This window comes from Bacillus sp. T17B1 (assembly GCF_026796395.1).
In the GTDB taxonomy this organism is placed as follows: domain Bacteria; phylum Bacillota; class Bacilli; order Bacillales; family Bacillaceae; genus Bacillus; species Bacillus spizizenii_A.
Window position 1 is genome coordinate 22214 of record NZ_JALAYA010000031.1, and the last position, 18890, is coordinate 41103.

20 protein-coding genes and 1 riboswitch are annotated in these 18890 nt (G+C 41.6%); of the genes, 18 read left to right on the forward strand and 2 right to left on the reverse strand.

Annotation, left to right across the window (positions count from 1 at the left end):
- Nucleotides 1-34 precede the first annotated feature (34 nt).
- A complete protein-coding gene (aroD, locus tag MOF34_RS14715) occupies nucleotides 35-802 on the forward strand; it encodes a type I 3-dehydroquinate dehydratase (RefSeq protein WP_019714811.1) in 768 nt (255 codons plus the stop codon).
- A 42-nt stretch (nucleotides 803-844) separates the two neighbouring features.
- Here the strand turns inward: aroD and serA are convergent, their stop codons facing one another.
- The gene (gene serA, locus MOF34_RS14720; RefSeq protein WP_019714810.1) at nucleotides 845-2422 is read right to left on the reverse strand and encodes a phosphoglycerate dehydrogenase; all 1578 of its coding nucleotides are present in this window, start codon (nucleotides 2420-2422) and stop codon (nucleotides 845-847) included.
- A gap of 206 nt (nucleotides 2423-2628) precedes the next feature.
- A riboswitch (FMN riboswitch) is annotated at nucleotides 2629-2763 on the forward strand.
- A gap of 152 nt (nucleotides 2764-2915) precedes the next feature.
- Between serA and fmnP the strand changes: the two genes are divergently transcribed.
- On the forward strand, nucleotides 2916-3485 hold the full coding sequence (gene fmnP, locus MOF34_RS14725; protein WP_019714808.1) for a riboflavin transporter FmnP: 570 nt from the start codon (nucleotides 2916-2918) through the stop codon (nucleotides 3483-3485).
- Nucleotides 3486-3523: 38 nt separating this feature from the next.
- Here fmnP and MOF34_RS14730 read toward each other — a convergent pair whose 3' ends face one another.
- Nucleotides 3524-3772, reverse strand: coding sequence for a ferredoxin (locus MOF34_RS14730; RefSeq protein WP_003225461.1), 249 nt, complete (start codon nucleotides 3770-3772; stop codon nucleotides 3524-3526).
- 265 nt (nucleotides 3773-4037) lie between these two features.
- Here MOF34_RS14730 and MOF34_RS14735 point away from each other — a divergent pair, with 265 nt between their 5' ends.
- The 16 genes from MOF34_RS14735 (at nucleotide 4038) to rpsA (ending at nucleotide 18882) form a co-directional block, all read left to right on the forward strand.
- Nucleotides 4038-5096, forward strand: coding sequence for a helix-turn-helix domain-containing protein (locus MOF34_RS14735; protein WP_268400806.1), 1059 nt, complete (start codon nucleotides 4038-4040; stop codon nucleotides 5094-5096).
- Nucleotides 5089-6579, forward strand: a complete 1491-nt coding sequence (locus MOF34_RS14740) for a RecQ family ATP-dependent DNA helicase (RefSeq protein WP_019714806.1) — start codon at nucleotides 5089-5091, stop codon at nucleotides 6577-6579. The genes MOF34_RS14735 and MOF34_RS14740 overlap by 8 nt, the downstream gene beginning before the upstream one ends.
- Nucleotides 6580-6620: 41 nt before the next feature.
- On the forward strand, nucleotides 6621-7208 hold the full coding sequence (locus tag MOF34_RS14745) for a CPBP family intramembrane metalloprotease (protein ID WP_284440075.1): 588 nt from the start codon (nucleotides 6621-6623) through the stop codon (nucleotides 7206-7208).
- On the forward strand, nucleotides 7159-7911 hold the full coding sequence (locus MOF34_RS14750) for a LysM peptidoglycan-binding domain-containing protein (RefSeq protein ID WP_268400644.1): 753 nt from the start codon (nucleotides 7159-7161) through the stop codon (nucleotides 7909-7911). The genes MOF34_RS14745 and MOF34_RS14750 overlap by 50 nt, the downstream gene beginning before the upstream one ends.
- 62 nt (nucleotides 7912-7973) lie before the next feature.
- A complete protein-coding gene (locus tag MOF34_RS14755) occupies nucleotides 7974-8426 on the forward strand; it encodes a YpbF family protein (RefSeq protein WP_268400645.1) in 453 nt (150 codons plus the stop codon).
- An 83-nt stretch (nucleotides 8427-8509) separates the two neighbouring features.
- Nucleotides 8510-9289, forward strand: coding sequence for a metallophosphoesterase (locus MOF34_RS14760; protein WP_268400646.1), 780 nt, complete (start codon nucleotides 8510-8512; stop codon nucleotides 9287-9289).
- A gap of 159 nt (nucleotides 9290-9448) precedes the next feature.
- Nucleotides 9449-10033 carry a genetic competence negative regulator gene (locus MOF34_RS14765; RefSeq protein WP_268400647.1) on the forward strand — a complete coding sequence of 195 codons (585 nt, stop codon included), beginning with the start codon at nucleotides 9449-9451 and terminating at the stop codon, nucleotides 10031-10033.
- Nucleotides 10034-10189: 156 nt separating this feature from the next.
- Nucleotides 10190-11464, forward strand: coding sequence for an NAD-specific glutamate dehydrogenase (gudB, locus tag MOF34_RS14770; RefSeq protein WP_019714801.1), 1275 nt, complete (start codon nucleotides 10190-10192; stop codon nucleotides 11462-11464).
- Nucleotides 11465-11574: 110 nt separating this feature from the next.
- Nucleotides 11575-12549, forward strand: a complete 975-nt coding sequence (locus tag MOF34_RS14775; protein WP_268400648.1) for a YpdA family putative bacillithiol disulfide reductase — start codon at nucleotides 11575-11577, stop codon at nucleotides 12547-12549.
- 118 nt (nucleotides 12550-12667) lie between these two features.
- Nucleotides 12668-13324 (forward strand): glutamic-type intramembrane protease PrsW, encoded by a 657-nt coding sequence (gene prsW, locus MOF34_RS14780; RefSeq protein ID WP_019714799.1) that lies wholly within the window; start codon nucleotides 12668-12670, stop codon nucleotides 13322-13324.
- A gap of 152 nt (nucleotides 13325-13476) precedes the next feature.
- Entirely contained in the window at nucleotides 13477-14388 is a 912-nt protein-coding gene (gene sleB / locus MOF34_RS14785) for a spore cortex-lytic enzyme (protein ID WP_019714798.1), read from the forward strand.
- A 34-nt stretch (nucleotides 14389-14422) separates the two neighbouring features.
- A complete protein-coding gene (gene ypeB, locus MOF34_RS14790) occupies nucleotides 14423-15775 on the forward strand; it encodes a germination protein YpeB (RefSeq protein ID WP_268400649.1) in 1353 nt (450 codons plus the stop codon).
- Nucleotides 15776-15867: 92 nt separating this feature from the next.
- Complete coding sequence (locus MOF34_RS14795; RefSeq protein ID WP_268400650.1) at nucleotides 15868-16524, forward strand: flagellar brake domain-containing protein; 657 nt, start codon at nucleotides 15868-15870, stop codon at nucleotides 16522-16524.
- Between the two features lie 45 nt (nucleotides 16525-16569).
- Nucleotides 16570-16746, forward strand: coding sequence for a YpfB family protein (locus MOF34_RS14800; RefSeq protein ID WP_003225491.1), 177 nt, complete (start codon nucleotides 16570-16572; stop codon nucleotides 16744-16746).
- Between the two features lie 78 nt (nucleotides 16747-16824).
- Nucleotides 16825-17499: a (d)CMP kinase gene (gene cmk / locus MOF34_RS14805; protein WP_268400651.1), complete on the forward strand. Its 675-nt coding sequence runs from the start codon at nucleotides 16825-16827 to the stop codon at nucleotides 17497-17499.
- 234 nt (nucleotides 17500-17733) lie between these two features.
- On the forward strand, nucleotides 17734-18882 hold the full coding sequence (rpsA, locus tag MOF34_RS14810) for a 30S ribosomal protein S1 (RefSeq protein ID WP_268400652.1): 1149 nt from the start codon (nucleotides 17734-17736) through the stop codon (nucleotides 18880-18882).
- Nucleotides 18883-18890 lie beyond the last annotated feature (8 nt).

Sequence of the window (18890 nt, forward strand, 5' to 3'; positions counted from 1 at the left end):
AAAACAAGGTAACAATTGAAAGGATTTGAGACGAGTGAACGTGTTAACAATCAAAGGAGTTTCCATCGGGAAAGGGATGCCGAAAATCATCGTTCCGCTGATGGGAAAAACGGAAAAACAAATTTTGAATGAAGCAGAAGCTGTAAAATTACTCAATCCGGACATTGTGGAGTGGCGAGTCGACGTGTTTGAAAATGCAAAAGACAGAGAAGCAGTCACAAAAATGATTTCTAAACTTCGGAAGTCTTTAGCGGACAAGCTGTTTCTATTTACATTCAGAACCCATAAAGAAGGCGGGAGCATGGAAATGGATGAAAGCTCCTATATTGCTTTGCTGGAAGCGGCAGTCCAAACAAAAGACATCGATCTAATTGACATTGAATTATTTTCAGGAGATGAAATTGTCAAAGCGTTAGTATCGCTGGCAAAAGAGAACAATGTCTATGTGGTAATGTCAAATCATGATTTTGAGAAAACGCCCTCGAAAGATGAGATTCTTTCGAGACTTCGGAAAATGCATAATTTAGGAGCGCATATTCCAAAAATAGCTGTCATGCCGAAGGGTACAGGTGATCTCTTAACGCTGCTTGATGCGACGTATACAATGAAAACAGAATATGCAGACCGTCCGATTATTACAATGTCAATGGCTGAAACAGGGCTGATCAGCAGGCTGAGCGGTGAGGTTTTTGGATCAGCTTGCACTTTTGGTGCGGGAGAAGAGGCATCGGCACCTGGTCAAATACCTGTTTCTGAGCTGAGGAATGTCTTAGAAGTTTTGCACAAAAACATACAAAAATAGAACTATAAAAACTCAAGCTTATAAAGCTTGAGTTTTTTTGGATTATGGAAGATCAATGAGCTTCACTGACACAATATCAGTAACATCTGTTAGTTCTTTCACAATTTTATCTTCAAGGTGTCTGTCAAAGGAAAGCATCATGATGGCTTCTCCACCTTTTTCTTTACGGCCAACCTGCATGGTTGCAATATTAATATCGTTATCTCCGAGAATACGTCCGACTCGGCCGATGACACCTGTTGTATCCTGATGCTGGATATATACCAGGTGACCCGTCGGGTAAAAATCGATATTAAATCCGTTGATCTCGACGATACGTTCTCCGAAATGAGGAATATACGTAGCCGTTACAGTAAAGGTGCTGCGGTCTCCTGTCACTTTTACACTGATGCAGTTATCGTATCCTGATTCAGAAGAGGAAATTTTTTCACTAAAGCTGATGCCGCGTTCTTTTGCGACACCTCCGGCATTGACTTCGTTAACAGTTGAATCAACGCGCGGTTTTAAGAAGCCTGACAGAAGGCTTTTTGTAATGAACGATGTTTCAAGTTTGGCAATTGTTCCTTCGTATTGAATGGCAACATCCTGTACGGGCTCTTTCATGCATTGGGATACTAGGCTGCCAATTTTTCCTGCGATTTGATGGTAAGGCTTAATTTTAGCAAATTCATCTTTTGTCATGGCAGGGAGATTGATAGCTGACATGACAGGTAGACCTTTTGCGAACTGCAGAACTTCTTCTGACACTTGAGCCGCGACATTCAGCTGAGCTTCTTTCGTCGATGCGCCCAAGTGAGGAGTGGCAATGACTAATGGATGATCAACGAGTTTATTGTCTACTGGCGGTTCAACTTCAAAAACGTCCAGTGCTGCTCCGGCAACATGTCCGCTTTCCAAAGCTTCTAGAAGTGCTGCTTCATCGATAATACCGCCTCGCGCACAGTTAATTAAGCGAACACCTTTTTTCGTTTTTGCAATCGTTTCTTTATTCAATAAGCCTTTTGTTTCTTTTGTTAAAGGTGTGTGAACGGTAATAATATCCGCGCTTTCAAGCACTTCTTCAAATGAACGGCTGTTTACGCCGATCTTTTTCGCTCTTTCTTCAGTTAAGAAAGGATCAAAAACGTGAACGGTCATACCAAACGCTCTCGCACGCTGTGCTATTTCGCTTCCGATTCGGCCTAATCCTACAATCCCAAGCGTTTTTCCATAAAGCTCTGAACCGACGTAAGCTGTGCGGTTCCACTCTCTAGATTTTACTGAAATATTAGCCTGAGGAATGTGTCTCATTAAAGAAGAGATCATCGCAAATGTATGCTCAGCTGTCGAAATGGTGTTGCCGTTAGGAGCGTTAATCACGATGACCCCGTGTTTAGTCGCCTCGTCAATATCGATATTATCTACACCCACACCCGCTCTTCCGACAATTTTTAAAGAAGTCATTTTTTTGAAAAGGTCCTCTGTTACTTTTGTCGCACTTCGCACCAAAAGAGCATCAAAAGTATGTAATTCATCTTCTGCATCTGCTACGTTTTTTTGAACAATTTCAATAAAGTCTGATTCAATAAGTGGCTGTAAGCCGTCGTTGCTCATTTTGTCTGAGACCAATACTCGAAACATCGTTAGATTTCCTCCTAAATTGACAAACTAAATATCTGATAATTTAACATATTCTCAATAGAGTGTCAACGTGTATTGACGCAGTAAAGGATAAAAGGAAAGCTTAAAAATCAATGTTTTTATGGCTTTCAAGTATTATATATAATTTGAAGCAATTCTCTATACAGCCAACCAGTTATCGTTTATAATAGAGCTAAATTTATATGATCAATCTTCGGGGCAGGGTGAAATTCCCTACCGGCGGTGATGAGCCAATGGCTCTAAGCCCGCGAGCTGTTTTTACAGCAGGATTCGGTGAGATTCCGGAGCCGACAGTACAGTCTGGATGGGAGAAGATGGAGGTTCATAAGCGTTTTGAAATTGGATTTTCAAACGTTTCTTTGCCTAGCCTAATTTTTGAAACCCCGCTTTTATACATGAAGCGGTTTTTTTATTGGCTGGAAAAGAACCTTTCCGTTTTCGAGTAAGATGTGATCGAAAAGGAGAGAGTGAAGTGAAAGTAAAAAAATTAGTTGTGATCAGTATGCTGAGCAGCATTGCATTTGTTTTGATGCTGTTGAATTTCCCGTTTCCGGGTCTTCCGGATTATTTAAAAATTGATTTTAGCGACGTGCCCGCTATTATTGCCATTCTGATTTACGGACCTTTGGCGGGTATTGCCGTAGAAGCAATAAAAAACGTTCTTCAATATATCATTCAGGGCAGCATGGCCGGAGTTCCTGTCGGACAAATTGCGAATTTTATTGCAGGAACACTCTTTATATTGCCGACTGCTTTCTTATTTAAAAAGCTGAACTCAGCAAAGGGCTTGGCCTTCAGCCTGCTTCTAGGCACCGCGGCAATGACCATTTTGATGAGTATTTTAAATTATGTTCTGATTCTCCCTGCATACACGTGGTTTTTACATTCGCCGGCATTATCCGACAGCGCGCTGAAAACAGCTGTTGTCGCTGGTATTCTTCCTTTTAACATCATAAAAGGAATTGTGATTACGATCGTATTCTCACTTATTTTCTTAAAGCTCAAGCCATGGATTGAACAGCAGCGTGCACATATCCATTAAATAAAAAAGCTCCCCTGCGGGAGCTTTTTTTGTTTCTTCTATTCAAATTTAAGCGGGTCGCCTTCAAATGGCTCATCCGCCACTTTGATGGAATCAGTAGGACATCCTTCAAATGCATCAATCATATCTTCTTCCAGTACCTCAGGAACTTCGACAACGCCTTTGTTTTCATCAAGCGTTACGAACGCGATGCCTTCATCATCGTAATCGTAAATGTCTGGTGCAGCAGCTCCGCAAGCGCCGCATGCAATGCATGTATCTTTGTCTACAATTGTGTACTTTGCCATGAATAAAACCTCCCAGATTGTTCTTGGTGGAACAAATGGATCAATCTTTATATTTAATCAATTTAACACCTATTCCTCTTACTTATTGTAATGATGTTGATGCCACATTTCAACAGAAAAATGATTGAGAATGCTTATCACATAAGGGGTTATCTACATAACATCCCCCTTAATGATGACTTTAAACGTCGATTTCTGTTTAAAATCTGTTAAAATAAAGAGAGCAAATCAACGATTTTTGTCAGGAAGAATGTGGGTGGATAGGTTGTCATTAAATTACTTCGATACTATGGTTCTCGATTGCCTTTTTAAAATAAACGGAGAACGGTCGGGAAGCGCTGTTTTTCACCTATTCAAAGGCAAAAGATCGTCACAAACCATTCAAGATGCCGGCTTATTTCATACTGCAAAATACTTTGGAATGGCGGCGCAATGTTCGAGAAGCGATATTTCAGCGACACTCACCAAGCTTGCACAGCATTCATATCTCGAATCAATGTCTGAAACAGATACATACAAAGTGACAGCCAGCGGCGCAGCAGCATTAAGACACGCCCTTAGTGAGCGGCCTTGGCCAGTTTATTGCCACGGCGCTTATTATCAGCAGGCTGCCGGCGTGCTTTGGAAGAGGCTTTCGCTGCTTGTGCAGGTCTTATCTCATAAACTGCAAGGGAGCAGGCAGTATATCCCTGTCACAAAGGATTATAAGACACTTCATTGGGTCAAGAAATACCTGTCCCGGCATACGGATCATATAGAGATGGCAAGCAGTCTTTTTGCCATGCTGAAGGCGCATTTGCATAAGGTTGATGACAAAGCGGCGCAAATTTTTGTCTACTCCTTAACCTCGCACGATAGGATCGGTTATACGAGCAGGCAGCTTGCTGACACGCTGAAAGAAGATGAATGGTACGTTTATATCATGTTTTGGGCTTCGGTACATTATTTTATTCATTCTCTCCCGGAGTGTGAAGATACTTTGTTAAAGGATCTCCTCTTTGATGTGCATTTAGATAATGCCCTGACAGAGTCAACGAGGAAAACATGGCAGATGGTTAAACAAGGAATCCCCATACATCGAATTGCTGAAATCAGAAAGCTGAAAACAGCGACGATTGAAGACCATATTGTCGAGATTTCTCTTCACGAGCCTGCGTTTATGATTGATGACTATGTATCAGCGGAGGACCAGCTCCAAATTGCAGAGTTTGCCAAACGGATGCGGACGAACAAAATCAAACAAATTCGAGACGGGCTGGAGCAGCGGTTCAGCTACTTTCAAATCAGACTGGCATTGACAAAGCAGGTGCAGCAATATGACTAAATTACAGCAAACATTACATCAGTTTTTTGGTTTTACTTCCTTTAAAAAAGGACAGGAGGACATTATTAGAAGCATACTTAGCGGGAAGGATACCATTGCAATGCTTCCGACTGGGGGAGGAAAATCGCTTTGCTACCAGCTGCCTGGCTACATGCTTGACGGTATGGTATTAATCGTTTCTCCATTGCTTTCTTTAATGGAGGATCAGGTACAGCAGCTAAAAGCACGGGGTGAAAAACGTGCGGCCGCTTTGAATAGCTTGCTTAGCAGGCAGGAAAGACAATTCGTTTTGGAACATATTCACCGTTATAAATTTTTGTACTTGTCTCCTGAGGCTTTCCAGTCGCCATATGTATTGGAAAAATTGAAAAACGTCCCGATCAGCCTTTTCGTTATTGATGAAGCACATTGCATATCTGAATGGGGGCATGACTTTAGGCCTGACTATTCAAAGCTCGGACAGCTGAGAAAAGAACTTGGGCATCCTCCGATTCTGGCATTGACTGCTACAGCTACAAAGGATACGTTGCAAGATGTCACGAATCTGCTGGAGCTGCAGCATGCCGAACGGCATCTCAACTCAGTCAACCGCCCAAATATCGCATTCCGGGTGGAAAGTGCCGCGGATACTGCCGAAAAAATAGATAGGGTCATTCAGCTGGTTGAAAATCTGCAAGGACCTGGAATTGTTTATTGTCCGACAAGGAAATGGGCTGAAGAATTAGCGGGGGAAATTAAAAGCAAGACGAGCAGCAGAGCCGACTTTTACCATGGCGGTATGGAGTCTGGCGACAGGATTTTAATACAGCAGCAGTTTATCCATAATCAGCTCGATGTGATATGTTGTACGAATGCGTTTGGAATGGGTGTCGATAAACCTGATATCAGATATGTAATTCATTTCCACATCCCGCAGACGGCTGAAGCTTTTATGCAGGAAATCGGCAGAGCGGGTCGCGACGGAAAACCGAGTGTCAGCATTTTACTGCGGGCGCCAGGTGATTTTGAATTGCAGGAGCAGATTATCCAAATGGAGAGTGTCACAGCGGCAGAAATCGCCGATGTGATCCGTGTGCTTGAAAAGACGGATGAGCAGGATGAGAGAAAGTTGCGTGACGTATTAATGCAGTATGGTGTCGGAGAAACACAAGCCCGTATGATGATACATCTCTTTATGCAGGGGAAAACATCAATTGAACTGATGAAACAGGAAATTTCATATCGCATGGAGCTGAAGCTGGAAAAAATGCGCCGCGTATCTTTTCTGCTTCAGCGTGAAGGCTGTTTAAGGCAATCACTGTTAACCTATTTTGATGAATCATACGAGCCTGATGATGGACATCTGCCGTGTTGTTCACATTGCGGTTTTGATCTATCCTTGTATGAACAAAAAGGAGAACGAAGTAAAATGGCGCCATTAGACAGCTGGAGTTCGGAATTGCACCGAATATTCAGCTTGCAGACTGTAGGTGAGCTGAACTGAAACAGCAAAAGGATTTCATTCGGCATATCTCTGATCGTGACATGCTCAAGCAGTTATATCTGACGCAGCTTTTGATCATTATCACAGCAGCCTTAGCGGGATTATTCTTTTTTGAGGATGTAAAAGATCTACTAATGCTCTGGGATATTGGCGATATGCGAATCATATGGTATGGCGTTTCTATTTCGGTTATTGTTATTTTAGCCGATATGGCAGTGATGAAATGGTGTCCGCCTCATTTATATGATGACGGCGGAATCAATAAAAAAATATTCAGTAAGAGGTCAATCCCTCATATTATATTTTTAACGCTTCTGATTGCTTTCGCGGAAGAAATGTTATTCAGAGGAGTGCTGCAGACTCATATCGGTCTATGGGCGGCCAGCCTTATATTTGCCGTTCTACACATTCGGTATTTGTCAAAATGGCTGTTATTTATCATGGTAACAGCAATCAGCTTTTTACTCGGTCTGATGTATGAATGGACCGGTAACTTATTTGTGCCGGTGACGGCGCATTTTATCATTGATGCTGTGTTTGCCTGTCAGATTCGTTTTGAACATGTGAGGAGGGATAAACATGACGAACATGTCGAGAGTAGAGAGAAGAAAAGCCCAGAATCTTTATGAAGATCAAAACGCCGCATTGGCGGACGATTATTTCGATGATGATGGAGAAAGCCTTCCGACAAGACAATCTGTAAAAAATCAAAGAGAACAGAAAAAAAAGCAAGGCAAAACAAAAACGCCATTATTCACTGTACTCGCTGTATTATTTGTATTTGTGCCGGTTATCGTGTTAGTCAGCTTATTTTATCTAAAAAACCACCCGGATAATCATGACGATTATGAAGATGTTTTTATCGACAGCAGTCAAAGCAAATATGAGGTTGTGCTGAAATCAGAGGATAAAAATGACACCGCAGTTACCAAAGAGACCAAAGAAACGAATGAGACCGCATTGCAGCAAGAGTCAAAAAAAAAGTCTGAGGATACAAAGGCAAAAGACCCTGCAAAAACAACAACTGGTAAGAAACAGCCTGCTGTAGCAGAAAATGAAGACTCAGCAAATAAGGAGGAAGCAACCACCGCGGCTGCTTCCTCTTCTCAACAAGAAGCGGCACCGCAAGAGCAGCAGCCGGCTGAACCAGTTCTATCTGAGCCAAAACGCGTTGTCAAGCACACTGTCCAAAAGAAAGAAACGCTGTACCGCATTTCTATGAAGTATTATAAAAGCCGGTCGGGAGAAGAAAAAATCCGTGCCTATAATCATCTGAATGGAAATGATGTTTACACCGGACAAGTTTTGGACATCCCCTTAATGGATGAATAGGGCATTTTTTTTATTTTACGCTCATATATTGTAGCAATGAAAATGGACAAGGTGTGAAGCGTATGGAATCCTTATGGAATCAGATAGATCAGTTTACAGAGTTTACAGACGCGCCGACCAAACAGATGCTCCAAGCACTGGTGAAACGAAAACAAAAATTTGAAAATTATGCAACACAATGCCGCAGATGGCGATGGGCTTCACTCATTTGCTTAGGTCTATTATGTATTATGATCATGATCAAAAGCCCGGCGCCTCAGCTCGTTCTTCAAGAAATGCTTAGCCATACCTTTTATTTATTTTGGATGATGGCAACCGCTTTTGCATACTGCACTTCATATTATTTTAAGAAAAAGGAAGAAAAAGCGGAGGGCGATTTTCATAAACTGAGATGCGAAATTATTCAGAAAAGCACTGATCTTTGGCCTCAGCCGGATAAATGGAAGGCAAGAGAATCTGTTTTTCAAATGATGAAGCACAAATATGACATTAATCTATATTTTGAAAGTAAATAAAATCGGGCGTTTTCTCAAACGATAGAAACGTCTTTTTTTATTGTCCGTCTTATTGATAAGTTCTAAAAGAATGGAGAGTTTTTATGAAGCTATCAGTGAAAATTGCCGGTGTGCTAACTGTGGCGGCAGCGGCAATGACGGCAAAGATGTACTCAACAGCAAAAGGAAACCATTTGAAAACACATACGTTTCCTTTAGCAAAAATGAAGGGCAAGCCGCCTCTTACAATCTTTTTTATTTCGGACATTCACAAACGTCTCATCGATCAAGACCTTTTAGCAAAAGCGCGAAGTCATACCCCTCACCTGGTTATCATCGGCGGTGATTTAGCCGAGGGCGGGGTGCCTAGTACTAGAATCGAAGAAAACATTAAAAGGCTTGCGGCTTTCGGGGTCCCTGTCGTGTTTGTGTGGGGGAATAACGATTATGAAGTCAGGCAGCATAAGCTATATTCCATATTCAAAGCGCATGGTGTCATCACTCTGAGGAATGAGTCAGTTCCGTTTACGTACAACGGCCATACGATTGCGATTGCTGGAGTTGATGATATCAGGATGGAGATGGATCATTATGAGGAAGCCATTAAAGAACTCGACAAAAGCAAGCTGAATATTCTGATATGTCATAACCCTGAGATTCATGAACAAATCAATGAAGCTGACGGGATTGATGCGATATTCAGCGGACATACCCACGGCGGTCAGATTAGGTTTGGAAAATTCGGCCCGTATGAACTTGGGAAAACAGGCATTGTTAAAAATGCAGCGTATCTCATCAGCAACGGATATGGAACAACAAAAGTGCCTCTTCGTTTAGGTGCTGAACCGGAAACACACATTGTGACGCTTTGTGAGCCGGAATAACTTCTCAAAAGCAAAAAATCCATAAGGCAATAAAAACTGCATTGTGCTTGTCTTACTAGTGAACTCAGTGTAAACTGATAACAATTAAGAACCTATGACTCATCATCTCATATAATGTGTTATATGATTTGTGTGCAAGTAGAGGCAGGAGGGAACGTTATGCGGCTTGAGCGTCTGAATTATAATAAAATCAAAATCTTTTTGACCCTCGATGATTTGACAGACCGGGGATTGACAAAAGAAGACCTCTGGAAGGACTCGTTTAAAGTCCACCAGTTATTTAAAGATATGATGAATGAAGCTAATACAGAGCTCGGCTTTGAAGCGAATGGACCGATTGCAGTGGAAGTGTATTCTCTCCAAGCACAAGGGATGGTTGTGATCGTAACAAAGAACCAAGACGCCGATTCAGAAGACGATGAGTATGATGATGATTACATCGAAATGCAAGTCAAGCTTGATGAAAGTGCGGACATCATTTATCAATTCCATTCCTTTGAAGATATCATTCAGCTATCAGAAAGCTTACAGCGAATCGGTATCAATGGGGGAACTGTCTACCACTATAACGGACAGTACTTTTTAAGCCTTGAAGACCTAGGGTCACATACGGCTGAGGGGGTTGTGGCGGTTCTGGCGGAATACGGCAATCCGACAACTTTAACGATTTATCGCTTGCAAGAGTATGGTAAGCTCATAATGGACGGTAATGCCGTTGAGACGATACAGACTCATTTTTCATAAGAATGCAACGGAAAACTGCTGATTTCACAGCAGTTTTTTTCGTTAAAAAACATGGAAAAACATAACGTTTATTCTATGCACGGATCATATGAAGGTGTATACTATTCTCTGAAAGGGAGCATGTGAGAAACAGAAGATTCTAGGAGGTTAACTCAAATGGCAGCCGATCGATACACCGGTCATACAGAAGAGGACAAACTTGATGTATTAAAATCAACCCAAACCGTAATACATAAGGCTCTGGAAAAATTGGGATATCCCGAAGAAGTATACGAACTGTTAAAGGAGCCGATGAGGTTATTAACGGTAAAAATACCTGTTCGTATGGACGACGGTTCAGTAAAGATTTTTACAGGTTATCGTGCGCAGCACAATGACTCTGTCGGTCCTACGAAAGGCGGGATACGTTTTCACCCGAACGTAACAGAAAAAGAGGTGAAGGCGCTTTCTATTTGGATGAGTTTAAAATGCGGCATAATTGATCTTCCATATGGCGGTGGTAAAGGCGGAATTGTTTGTGATCCAAGGGATATGTCGTTTAGAGAGCTGGAGCGTCTGAGCAGAGGGTATGTCAGAGCAATCAGCCAAATTGTCGGCCCGACGAAAGACGTGCCGGCGCCGGATGTATTTACAAACTCACAAATCATGGCTTGGATGATGGATGAGTATTCAAGAATTGATGAATTTAATTCGCCTGGATTTATTACAGGCAAGCCGCTTGTGCTTGGCGGATCTCATGGGAGAGAATCTGCGACAGCAAAAGGTGTAACCATCTGTATTAAGGAAGCGGCTAAGAAAAAAGGCATCGATATTAAAGGTGCGCGTGTTGTTGTCCAAGGCTTCGGAAACGCGGGAAGCTATTTGGCGAAATTTATGCATGATGCAGGGGCAAAGGTTGTCGGCATTTCAGATGCGTATGGCGGACTTTATGATCCTGAAGGCCTCGATATCGATTACTTACTCGACCGCCGCGACAGCTTCGGTACCGTAACAAAGCTTTTCAACGATACCATTACGAACCAAGAACTGTTGGAGTTGGATTGTGATATCCTTGTTCCCGCTGCGATTGAAAATCAAATTACAGAAGAAAACGCCCATAATATCCAGGCTGAAATTGTGGTTGAAGCGGCAAACGGGCCAACAACGCTTGAAGGAACAAAAATTCTTTCAGACCGGGACATTCTGCTTGTACCGGACGTGCTGGCAAGTGCGGGGGGCGTAACAGTTTCTTATTTTGAATGGGTTCAGAATAATCAAGGCTTCTACTGGAGCGAAGAAGAGGTAGAAGAAAAATTAGAAAAAATGATGGTCAAATCATTTAACAATATTTATGAAATGGCTAAAAACCGAAGAATTGACATGAGACTCGCTGCTTATATGGTCGGCGTTCGCAAAATGGCTGAAGCTTCGCGTTTTAGAGGCTGGATATAAGTTCGTGATTTGCATAAAAATAAAAAATCTCCTATGATAAAATAGGAGATTTTTTTATTCGGAAATAGAAAAATTATGAAATGAATTGCCAATCGCAGGAGTTGACGGAAATGATTCAAGAAAAAGCAATAATTATAGGCGGAGGACCTTGTGGACTATCTGCTGCCATTCACCTAAAACAAATTGGCATTGATGCTCTCGTCATCGAAAAAGGAAATGTCGTTAACAGTATTTACAATTATCCGACGCATCAAACCTTTTTCAGCTCAAGTGAAAAACTTGAAATCGGAGACGTGGCATTTATTACGGAAAACAGAAAGCCTGTCAGAATTCAAGCTTTGTCGTATTACCGGGAGGTTGTCAAAAGGAAAAACATCCGTGTAAATGCGTTTGAGATGGTGCATAAAGTGACGAAAGCGGAAAACAATACATTCCTTATAGAGACATCAAAAGGGACTTATACGACCCCATATTGTATCATTGCAACAGGCTACTATGATCATCCAAACTATATGAATGTACCTGGTGAGGATTTGCCAAAAGTATTTCATTATTTTAAAGAAGGCCACCCATACTTTGATAAAGATGTTGTCGTCATCGGCGGGAAAAATTCAAGCGTAGACGCTGCCCTTGAACTCGTGAAATCTGGAGCGCGTGTCACAGTTTTATACAGGGGCAATGAGTATTCGCCAAGCATTAAGCCATGGATTCTGCCTGAATTTGAATCGCTTGTCAGAAACGGAACAATCCGTATGGAATTTGGCGCTAGTGTCGAAAAAATCACCGAGGGTGAAGTTGTATTCCGCTCCGGTGAAAAGGAACTTATCACCATTAAAAATGATTTCGTATTCGCTATGACAGGCTATCATCCTGACCATCAATTTCTTGAAAAAATGGGTGTTGAAATTGATAAAGAAACAGGACGCCCGTTTTTCAATGAAGAAACGATGGAGACGAACGTTAAGGGTATTTTTATTGCCGGGGTCATTGCTGCAGGGAACAATGCAAATGAAATATTTATTGAAAACGGCAGATTTCACGGAGGACATATCGCAGCGGAAATCGCAAAAAGAGAAAATCATTAAAGAAGGGGAGCATATGATGGTTCGTATGCTCTTTTTGTTTTTTTACGTTCAGACAGATGTAAAAAGATAAACAACATGGTAGGATAGACATAGGAATATAAAGGAAAGAGGTTGCCTGATGTTTGCAATCATCTCTGCAGGAATTGCTCCCGGCATCGCGCTGTTAAGTTATTTTTATTTAAAAGATCAGTATGATAATGAACCTGTACATATGGTGCTTCGGTCGTTTTTTCTAGGGGTTGTTCTTGTATTTCCCACAATGTTTATCCAGTACGTGCTTGAAAAAGAGAATGTAGGAGGCGGAAGCTTTTTCGTTTCTTTTTTATCTTCAGGGTTTTTGGAGGAATCATTAAAATGGTTTATTCTGATGGTCAGTGTTTACCCGCACGCCCAGTTTGATGAGCATTATGACGGGATTGTATACGGAGCAAGTGTATCGCTCGGTTTTGCAACCCTCGAAAATATTCTTTATTTAATTGGCCACGGTGTGGAGCATGCGTTCGTCAGGGCGCTCCTGCCTGTTTCATGCCATGCCTTAATAGGCGTTATTATGGGATTTTATCTTGGGAAAGCTCGTTTTTCCACTAATAAGGCGCGTGTGAAGTGGCTTATTCTTTCTTTAGCTCTCCCGTCACTTTTGCATGGATCGTATGATTTTATCCTGACAGCACTCAGTAATTGGATTTATTATATGTTTCCATTTATGTTATTTTTATGGTGGTTTGGTTTGCGAAAAGCGAAAAAAGCCCGTTCCGTCAATATGATGCAAGTATAGAAGCCGCACAGCTACCGTGCGGCTTTTTTGTGTGTCGATTTATCAATACAGGTTTTATGTTCTGAGGGATAACAAGGAAAGAGTGTATAAAAATAACCTTGTTACAGAAAATACGATTACACTTAAAAATTTGCTGTAGGAGGCTTGAAAAGATGAAGTCCAAAGGATCGATTATGGCATGTCTCATCCTTTTTTCCTTTACAATAACGACGTTTATCAATACTGAAACCATCTCTGCCTTTTCGAATCAGGTCATTCAAAGAGGCGCAACTGGGGACGATGTGGTCGAACTCCAGGCGCGCCTTCAGTACAACGGATACTACAACGGAAAAATTGACGGGGTTTATGGATGGGGTACGTACTGGGCAGTTCGAAACTTTCAGGATCAATTCGGGTTAAAAGAGGTTGACGGCCTTGTCGGAGCTAAAACAAAGCAAACCTTAGAATCTAAATCTAAATACTATCGTGAATATGTCATAGAACAGCTGAATAAAGGGAATACCTTCACGCATTACGGAAAAGTTCCGCTGAAATACCAGACGAAACCTTCAAAAGCAGCAACGCAAAAAGCAAGACAGCAAGCAGAGGCGCGGCAAAAACAGCCTGCTGAAAAAACTACACAGCAGCCTAAAGCGAATAAACAGCAAAACAATACACCTGCAAAAGCAAGAAAACAGGATGCGGTCGCAGCTAACATGCCTGGCGGATTTTCCAACAATGATATCAGGCTCCTTTCTCAGGCAGTTTACGGTGAAGCCCGGGGCGAGCCGTACGAGGGACAGGTTGCCATTGCAGCAGTTATTTTAAACCGGTTGAACAGCCCATTATTTCCGAATTCTGTAGCGGGGGTTGTTTTTGAGCCGCTAGCCTTCACAGCAGTAGCCGACGGGCAAATCTACATGCAGCCGAATGAAACGGCCAGAGAAGCAGTGCTGGATGCTATCAATGGGTGGGACCCATCAGAGGAAGCGCTGTACTATTTTAATCCGGATACAGCTACAAGTGCCTGGATTTGGGGACGTCCGCAGATTAAAAGAATCGGTAAACACATTTTCTGTGAATAGCAGACATGAGAAAGCATAAAAAGAGGTGTGATAAATGATCAGAGGAATTTTAATCGCCGTGCTCGGTATTGCAATAGTCGGTACAAGCTACTGGGGATACAAGGAGCACCAGGAAAAAGACGCCGTTCTTCTTCATGCTGAAAATAACTATCAGCGGGCGTTTCATGAACTGACCTATCAGATGGATCAGCTTCATGATAAAATCGGAACAACACTTGCCATGAACAGCCAAAAATCACTGTCACCTGCATTGATAGATGTGTGGAGGATTACATCTGAAGCTCATAACAGCGTCAGCCAGCTGCCGCTTACATTAATGCCGTTTAACAAAACAGAAGAGCTATTATCAAAAATCGGGGATTTCAGTTATAAAACGGCAGTCAGAGATTTAGATCAAAAGCCGCTTGATAAAAATGAGTATACATCACTGAATAAGCTATATCAGCAGTCCATAGATATACAAAATGAACTGCGTCATGTACAGCACCTTGTCATGAGCAAAAACCTTCGCTGGATGGACGTGGAGATGGCGCTGGCTTCTGACGAAAAACAAAGTGATAATACGATTATCAACAGCTTTAAAACTGTCGAGAAGAATGTTGGTGCATTCTCCACGGGAACAGATCTTGGCCCGAGTTTCACCAGCACAAAAAAAGAAGAGAAAGGCTTCGTCCATCTGAAGGGAAAACAAATTTCCGAACAGGAAGCAAAACAAATTGCTGAGCGATTTGCCCCGGATGACAATTATTCCATTAAAGTAGTAAAGAGCGGAAAAAAAACAAATCGCGACGTTTATAGCATCAGCATGAAAGACCCAGACCATAAAGCAGCGATTTATATGGATATTACGAAAAAAGGCGGGCATCCGGTATATTTGATTCAAAACAGAGAAGTGAAAGATCAGAAAATCAGTTTGAATGACGGATCGAACCGTGCACTCGCTTTTTTAAAGAAAAACGGATATGAGACAGATGATTTGGAAATTGATGAAAGTGCCCAATATGATAAAATCGGCGTATTCTCATATGTTCCTGTTGAAAATAAAGTCCGGATGTACCCGGAAGCAATTCGTATGAAAGTGGCCTTGGATGACGGTGAGGTTGTTGGGTTTTCAGCAAGAGACTTCCTAACAGCCCATAGAAAAAGAGATATACCCAAGCCGGCTATTAATGAAGCAGAGGCAAAATCTAAATTAAATAAAAATGTACAAGTGAGAGAAACAAGGCTCGCTTTGATTACAAATGAACTTGGCCAAGAAGTATTATGCTATGAAATGCTCGGAACAATAGAAAATGACACATTTAGAATGTATATTAATGCAAAGGACGGGTCAGAAGAAAAGGTTGAAAAACTAAAAAATGCAGAACCTATATATAAAGACCTATAAAAAAGGGAGGAAAGGACTAATTGTCTTTTCCTTTTTTTCATTACGTGATTTAATGTAAAAGCGAGTATATTGAATGCGAAAGAGTGAAGTCAATGATAGAGATTGGAGAAAATGTATTTTTAGAATATATGGAAGGAAATGAATTAAAAAAAGCAAAGAGCAAGGCAGTCAGCATCGAAAACAATGAGCTTTTGATTGCATATCCGGTTGATGTAGTTACAGGGCGAACTGTGATTTTACATATTGATATGGAAGTGACGATAGAGTTTGTGGGCAAAGATGAAGGTCCTTACCGTTTTACAAGCCGAATAAAAGGTGAAGTGAAGGAAAAACTTCAGATGATCTGTCTTGAAGTGCCTCCCAGTGAAAAAATGAAAAGTATCCAGCGCCGTCAGTTTGTAAGAACTGATGCGGTATTGGATGTGCAAATTCAGCCGACAAATAAAGAAGAGTTTCGCACACTTTCCTATAACATTAGCGGAGGCGGCATCGCCTTAATTTTAGCTGATGGCCGTTCTTTTCAATCCGGGGAATCACTGCGGCTTATCATCAGTCTTTCTGAAGAGGGGAACACACGTCAAATAGAAACAGAAGCCGTTGTCAGACGAATCTTTGACGACCTAAAATCAGGGAAACGTAAAATGACCCTTGAGTATACTGGAATCGCAGCAAGCGACCGGCAGTTTCTGCTTCAATATTGCATCCGGCGCCAGTTAAATAAGAGAAGAAGAAAGGCAAGGGTGGAATAAACATCGTCAAACACTTCCATACTATTTGTAATGGAGGTGCTCCGATTGAAAACATTTGAACGGCTGCTGATTAAATTATTGTTCATACAGGCCATCATTTTACTGGGTGTCCAGATTCTTTTTCACTATCAGCATATTGAACCATACGTATCAAAAGTGATTCAATATGAAGGGGTGGATAAAATGGAGGAGAACAATAGGATTGAAACCTTCAAACATTAATTATTCGTCAATTTTTCACCCTTTTTCATAAAGTTCGTGATACAATCCATAGAGGAGAAAAGAGCAAGGAGAGGAATTATGGAAAAGAAATTATCGATTGCAATTGATGGCCCGGCAGCTGCGGGGAAAAGCACCGTTGCCAAAATTGTGGCTGAGAAAAAATCGTACATATATATTGATACAGGAGCGATGTATCGGGCGATAACGTACGCGGCTTTACAAGAAAATGTTGATCTGACAAATGAAGAAAAATTGGCTGAGCTGCTAAAGCGGACAGATATTGAACTGATTACAGCAAAAGAAGGACAAAAAGTGCTTGTTAACGGCACCGATGTAACTGAGGCGATCAGAACAGACCAAGTCAGCAACCAGGTTTCAATTGCGGCCAAACACAGAAGTGTCAGAGAAGAAATGGTGAAACGCCAGCAGCAGCTTGGGGAAAAAGGCGGCGTCGTTATGGATGGGCGTGATATCGGAACTCACGTGCTGCCGAATGCAGAAGTGAAAATTTTTCTTTTGGCATCTGTTGAAGAGAGAGCGAAACGCCGTTATGAAGAAAATGTGAAAAAAGGGTACGATGTCAACTATGAAACATTGATAGAGGAAATTGCAAGAAGAGATAAGCTTGATTCAGAGCGCGAAGTATCTCCGTTGCGCAAAGCAGAAGACGCTCTAGAAATAGACACGACATCCCTTTCTATTCAAGAGGTAGCTGATAAAATCCTCGAGGTGGTGGAACAAAAGTCCCGCTGATTACGGCAAATGCCACTTTTTTTGAATTTTTCAACGAAGAAAGAATGTTATTGCTTGACAAACCTGTCCTTTTATTAGAAGTTAATACTAATAAAACTTTTTATTGATCATTCAAAAAACTTTTTTGGATGATTCTTTAATACATATTCGGCTAAAAAGCGGGCATGTTTATATGTTCAGCTTTCAAACCGTTTTAATTAAGCTGTGTAGGTTTGGACCAAGGAGGTTATTCAAATGACAGAGGAAATGAATCAAATTGATGTTCAAGTGCCAGAGGTTGGAGATGTAGTTAAAGGGATTGTGACAAAGGTAGAGGACAAACATGTGGATGTTGAAATTATCAATGTCAAACAGTCCGGTATTATTCCAATCAGTGAATTATCAAGTCTTCATGTAGAGAAAGCATCGGATGTTGTTAAAGTAGACGACGAGCTTGACCTGAAAGTAACAAAAGTGGAAGACGATGCTTTGATTTTATCTAAACGTGCTGTTGATGCAGACCGCGCTTGGGAAGACCTTGAGAGAAAATTTGAAACAAAAGAAGTGTTTGAAGCTGAAGTTAAAGATGTCGTGAAAGGCGGCCTGGTCGTTGATATCGGCGTTCGCGGTTTTATTCCGGCATCACTTGTTGAAGCGCATTTCGTTGAAGATTTCACTGACTATAAAGGGAAAACACTGTCTCTGCTCGTTGTAGAGCTTGACCGTGACAAAAACCGCGTCATCCTTTCACACCGTGCTGTTGTTGAAAGTGAACAAGCGAATAAAAAACAAGAACTTCTTCAGTCTCTTGAAGTTGGAAGTGTACTTGATGGCAAAGTGCAGCGCCTGACTGATTTTGGCGCATTTGTTGATATCGGCGGTATCGATGGGCTTGTACACATTTCACAGCTTTCCCACTCCCATGTAGAAAAACCGTCTGATGTTGTTGAAGAGGGACAGGAAGTAAAAGTGAAAGTATTATCCGTAGACCGTGATAATGAACGTATTTCCTTATCCATCAAAGATACACTGCCTGGACCATGGAGCCAAATCGGCGAAAAAGTGAAGCCTGGCGATGTGCTTGAAGGAACTGTGCAGCGTCTTGTCAGCTTCGGTGCTTTTGTTGAAATCCTTCCAGGTGTTGAAGGTCTTGTTCATATTTCTCAAATTTCCAATAAACACATCGGCACGCCGCATGAAGTCCTTGAAGAAGGACAGACTGTAAAAGTGAAGGTTCTTGATGTGAATGAAAATGAGGAACGCATTTCATTGAGCATGCGGGAACTTGAAGAAACACCTAAAGCCGATCAAGAGGATTACCGTCAATATCAGGCGAAGGAAGAAACAAGCTCTGGCTTCCAGCTTGGAGACTTGATCGGTGATAAGCTGAATAAACTAAAATAATTGGTGAT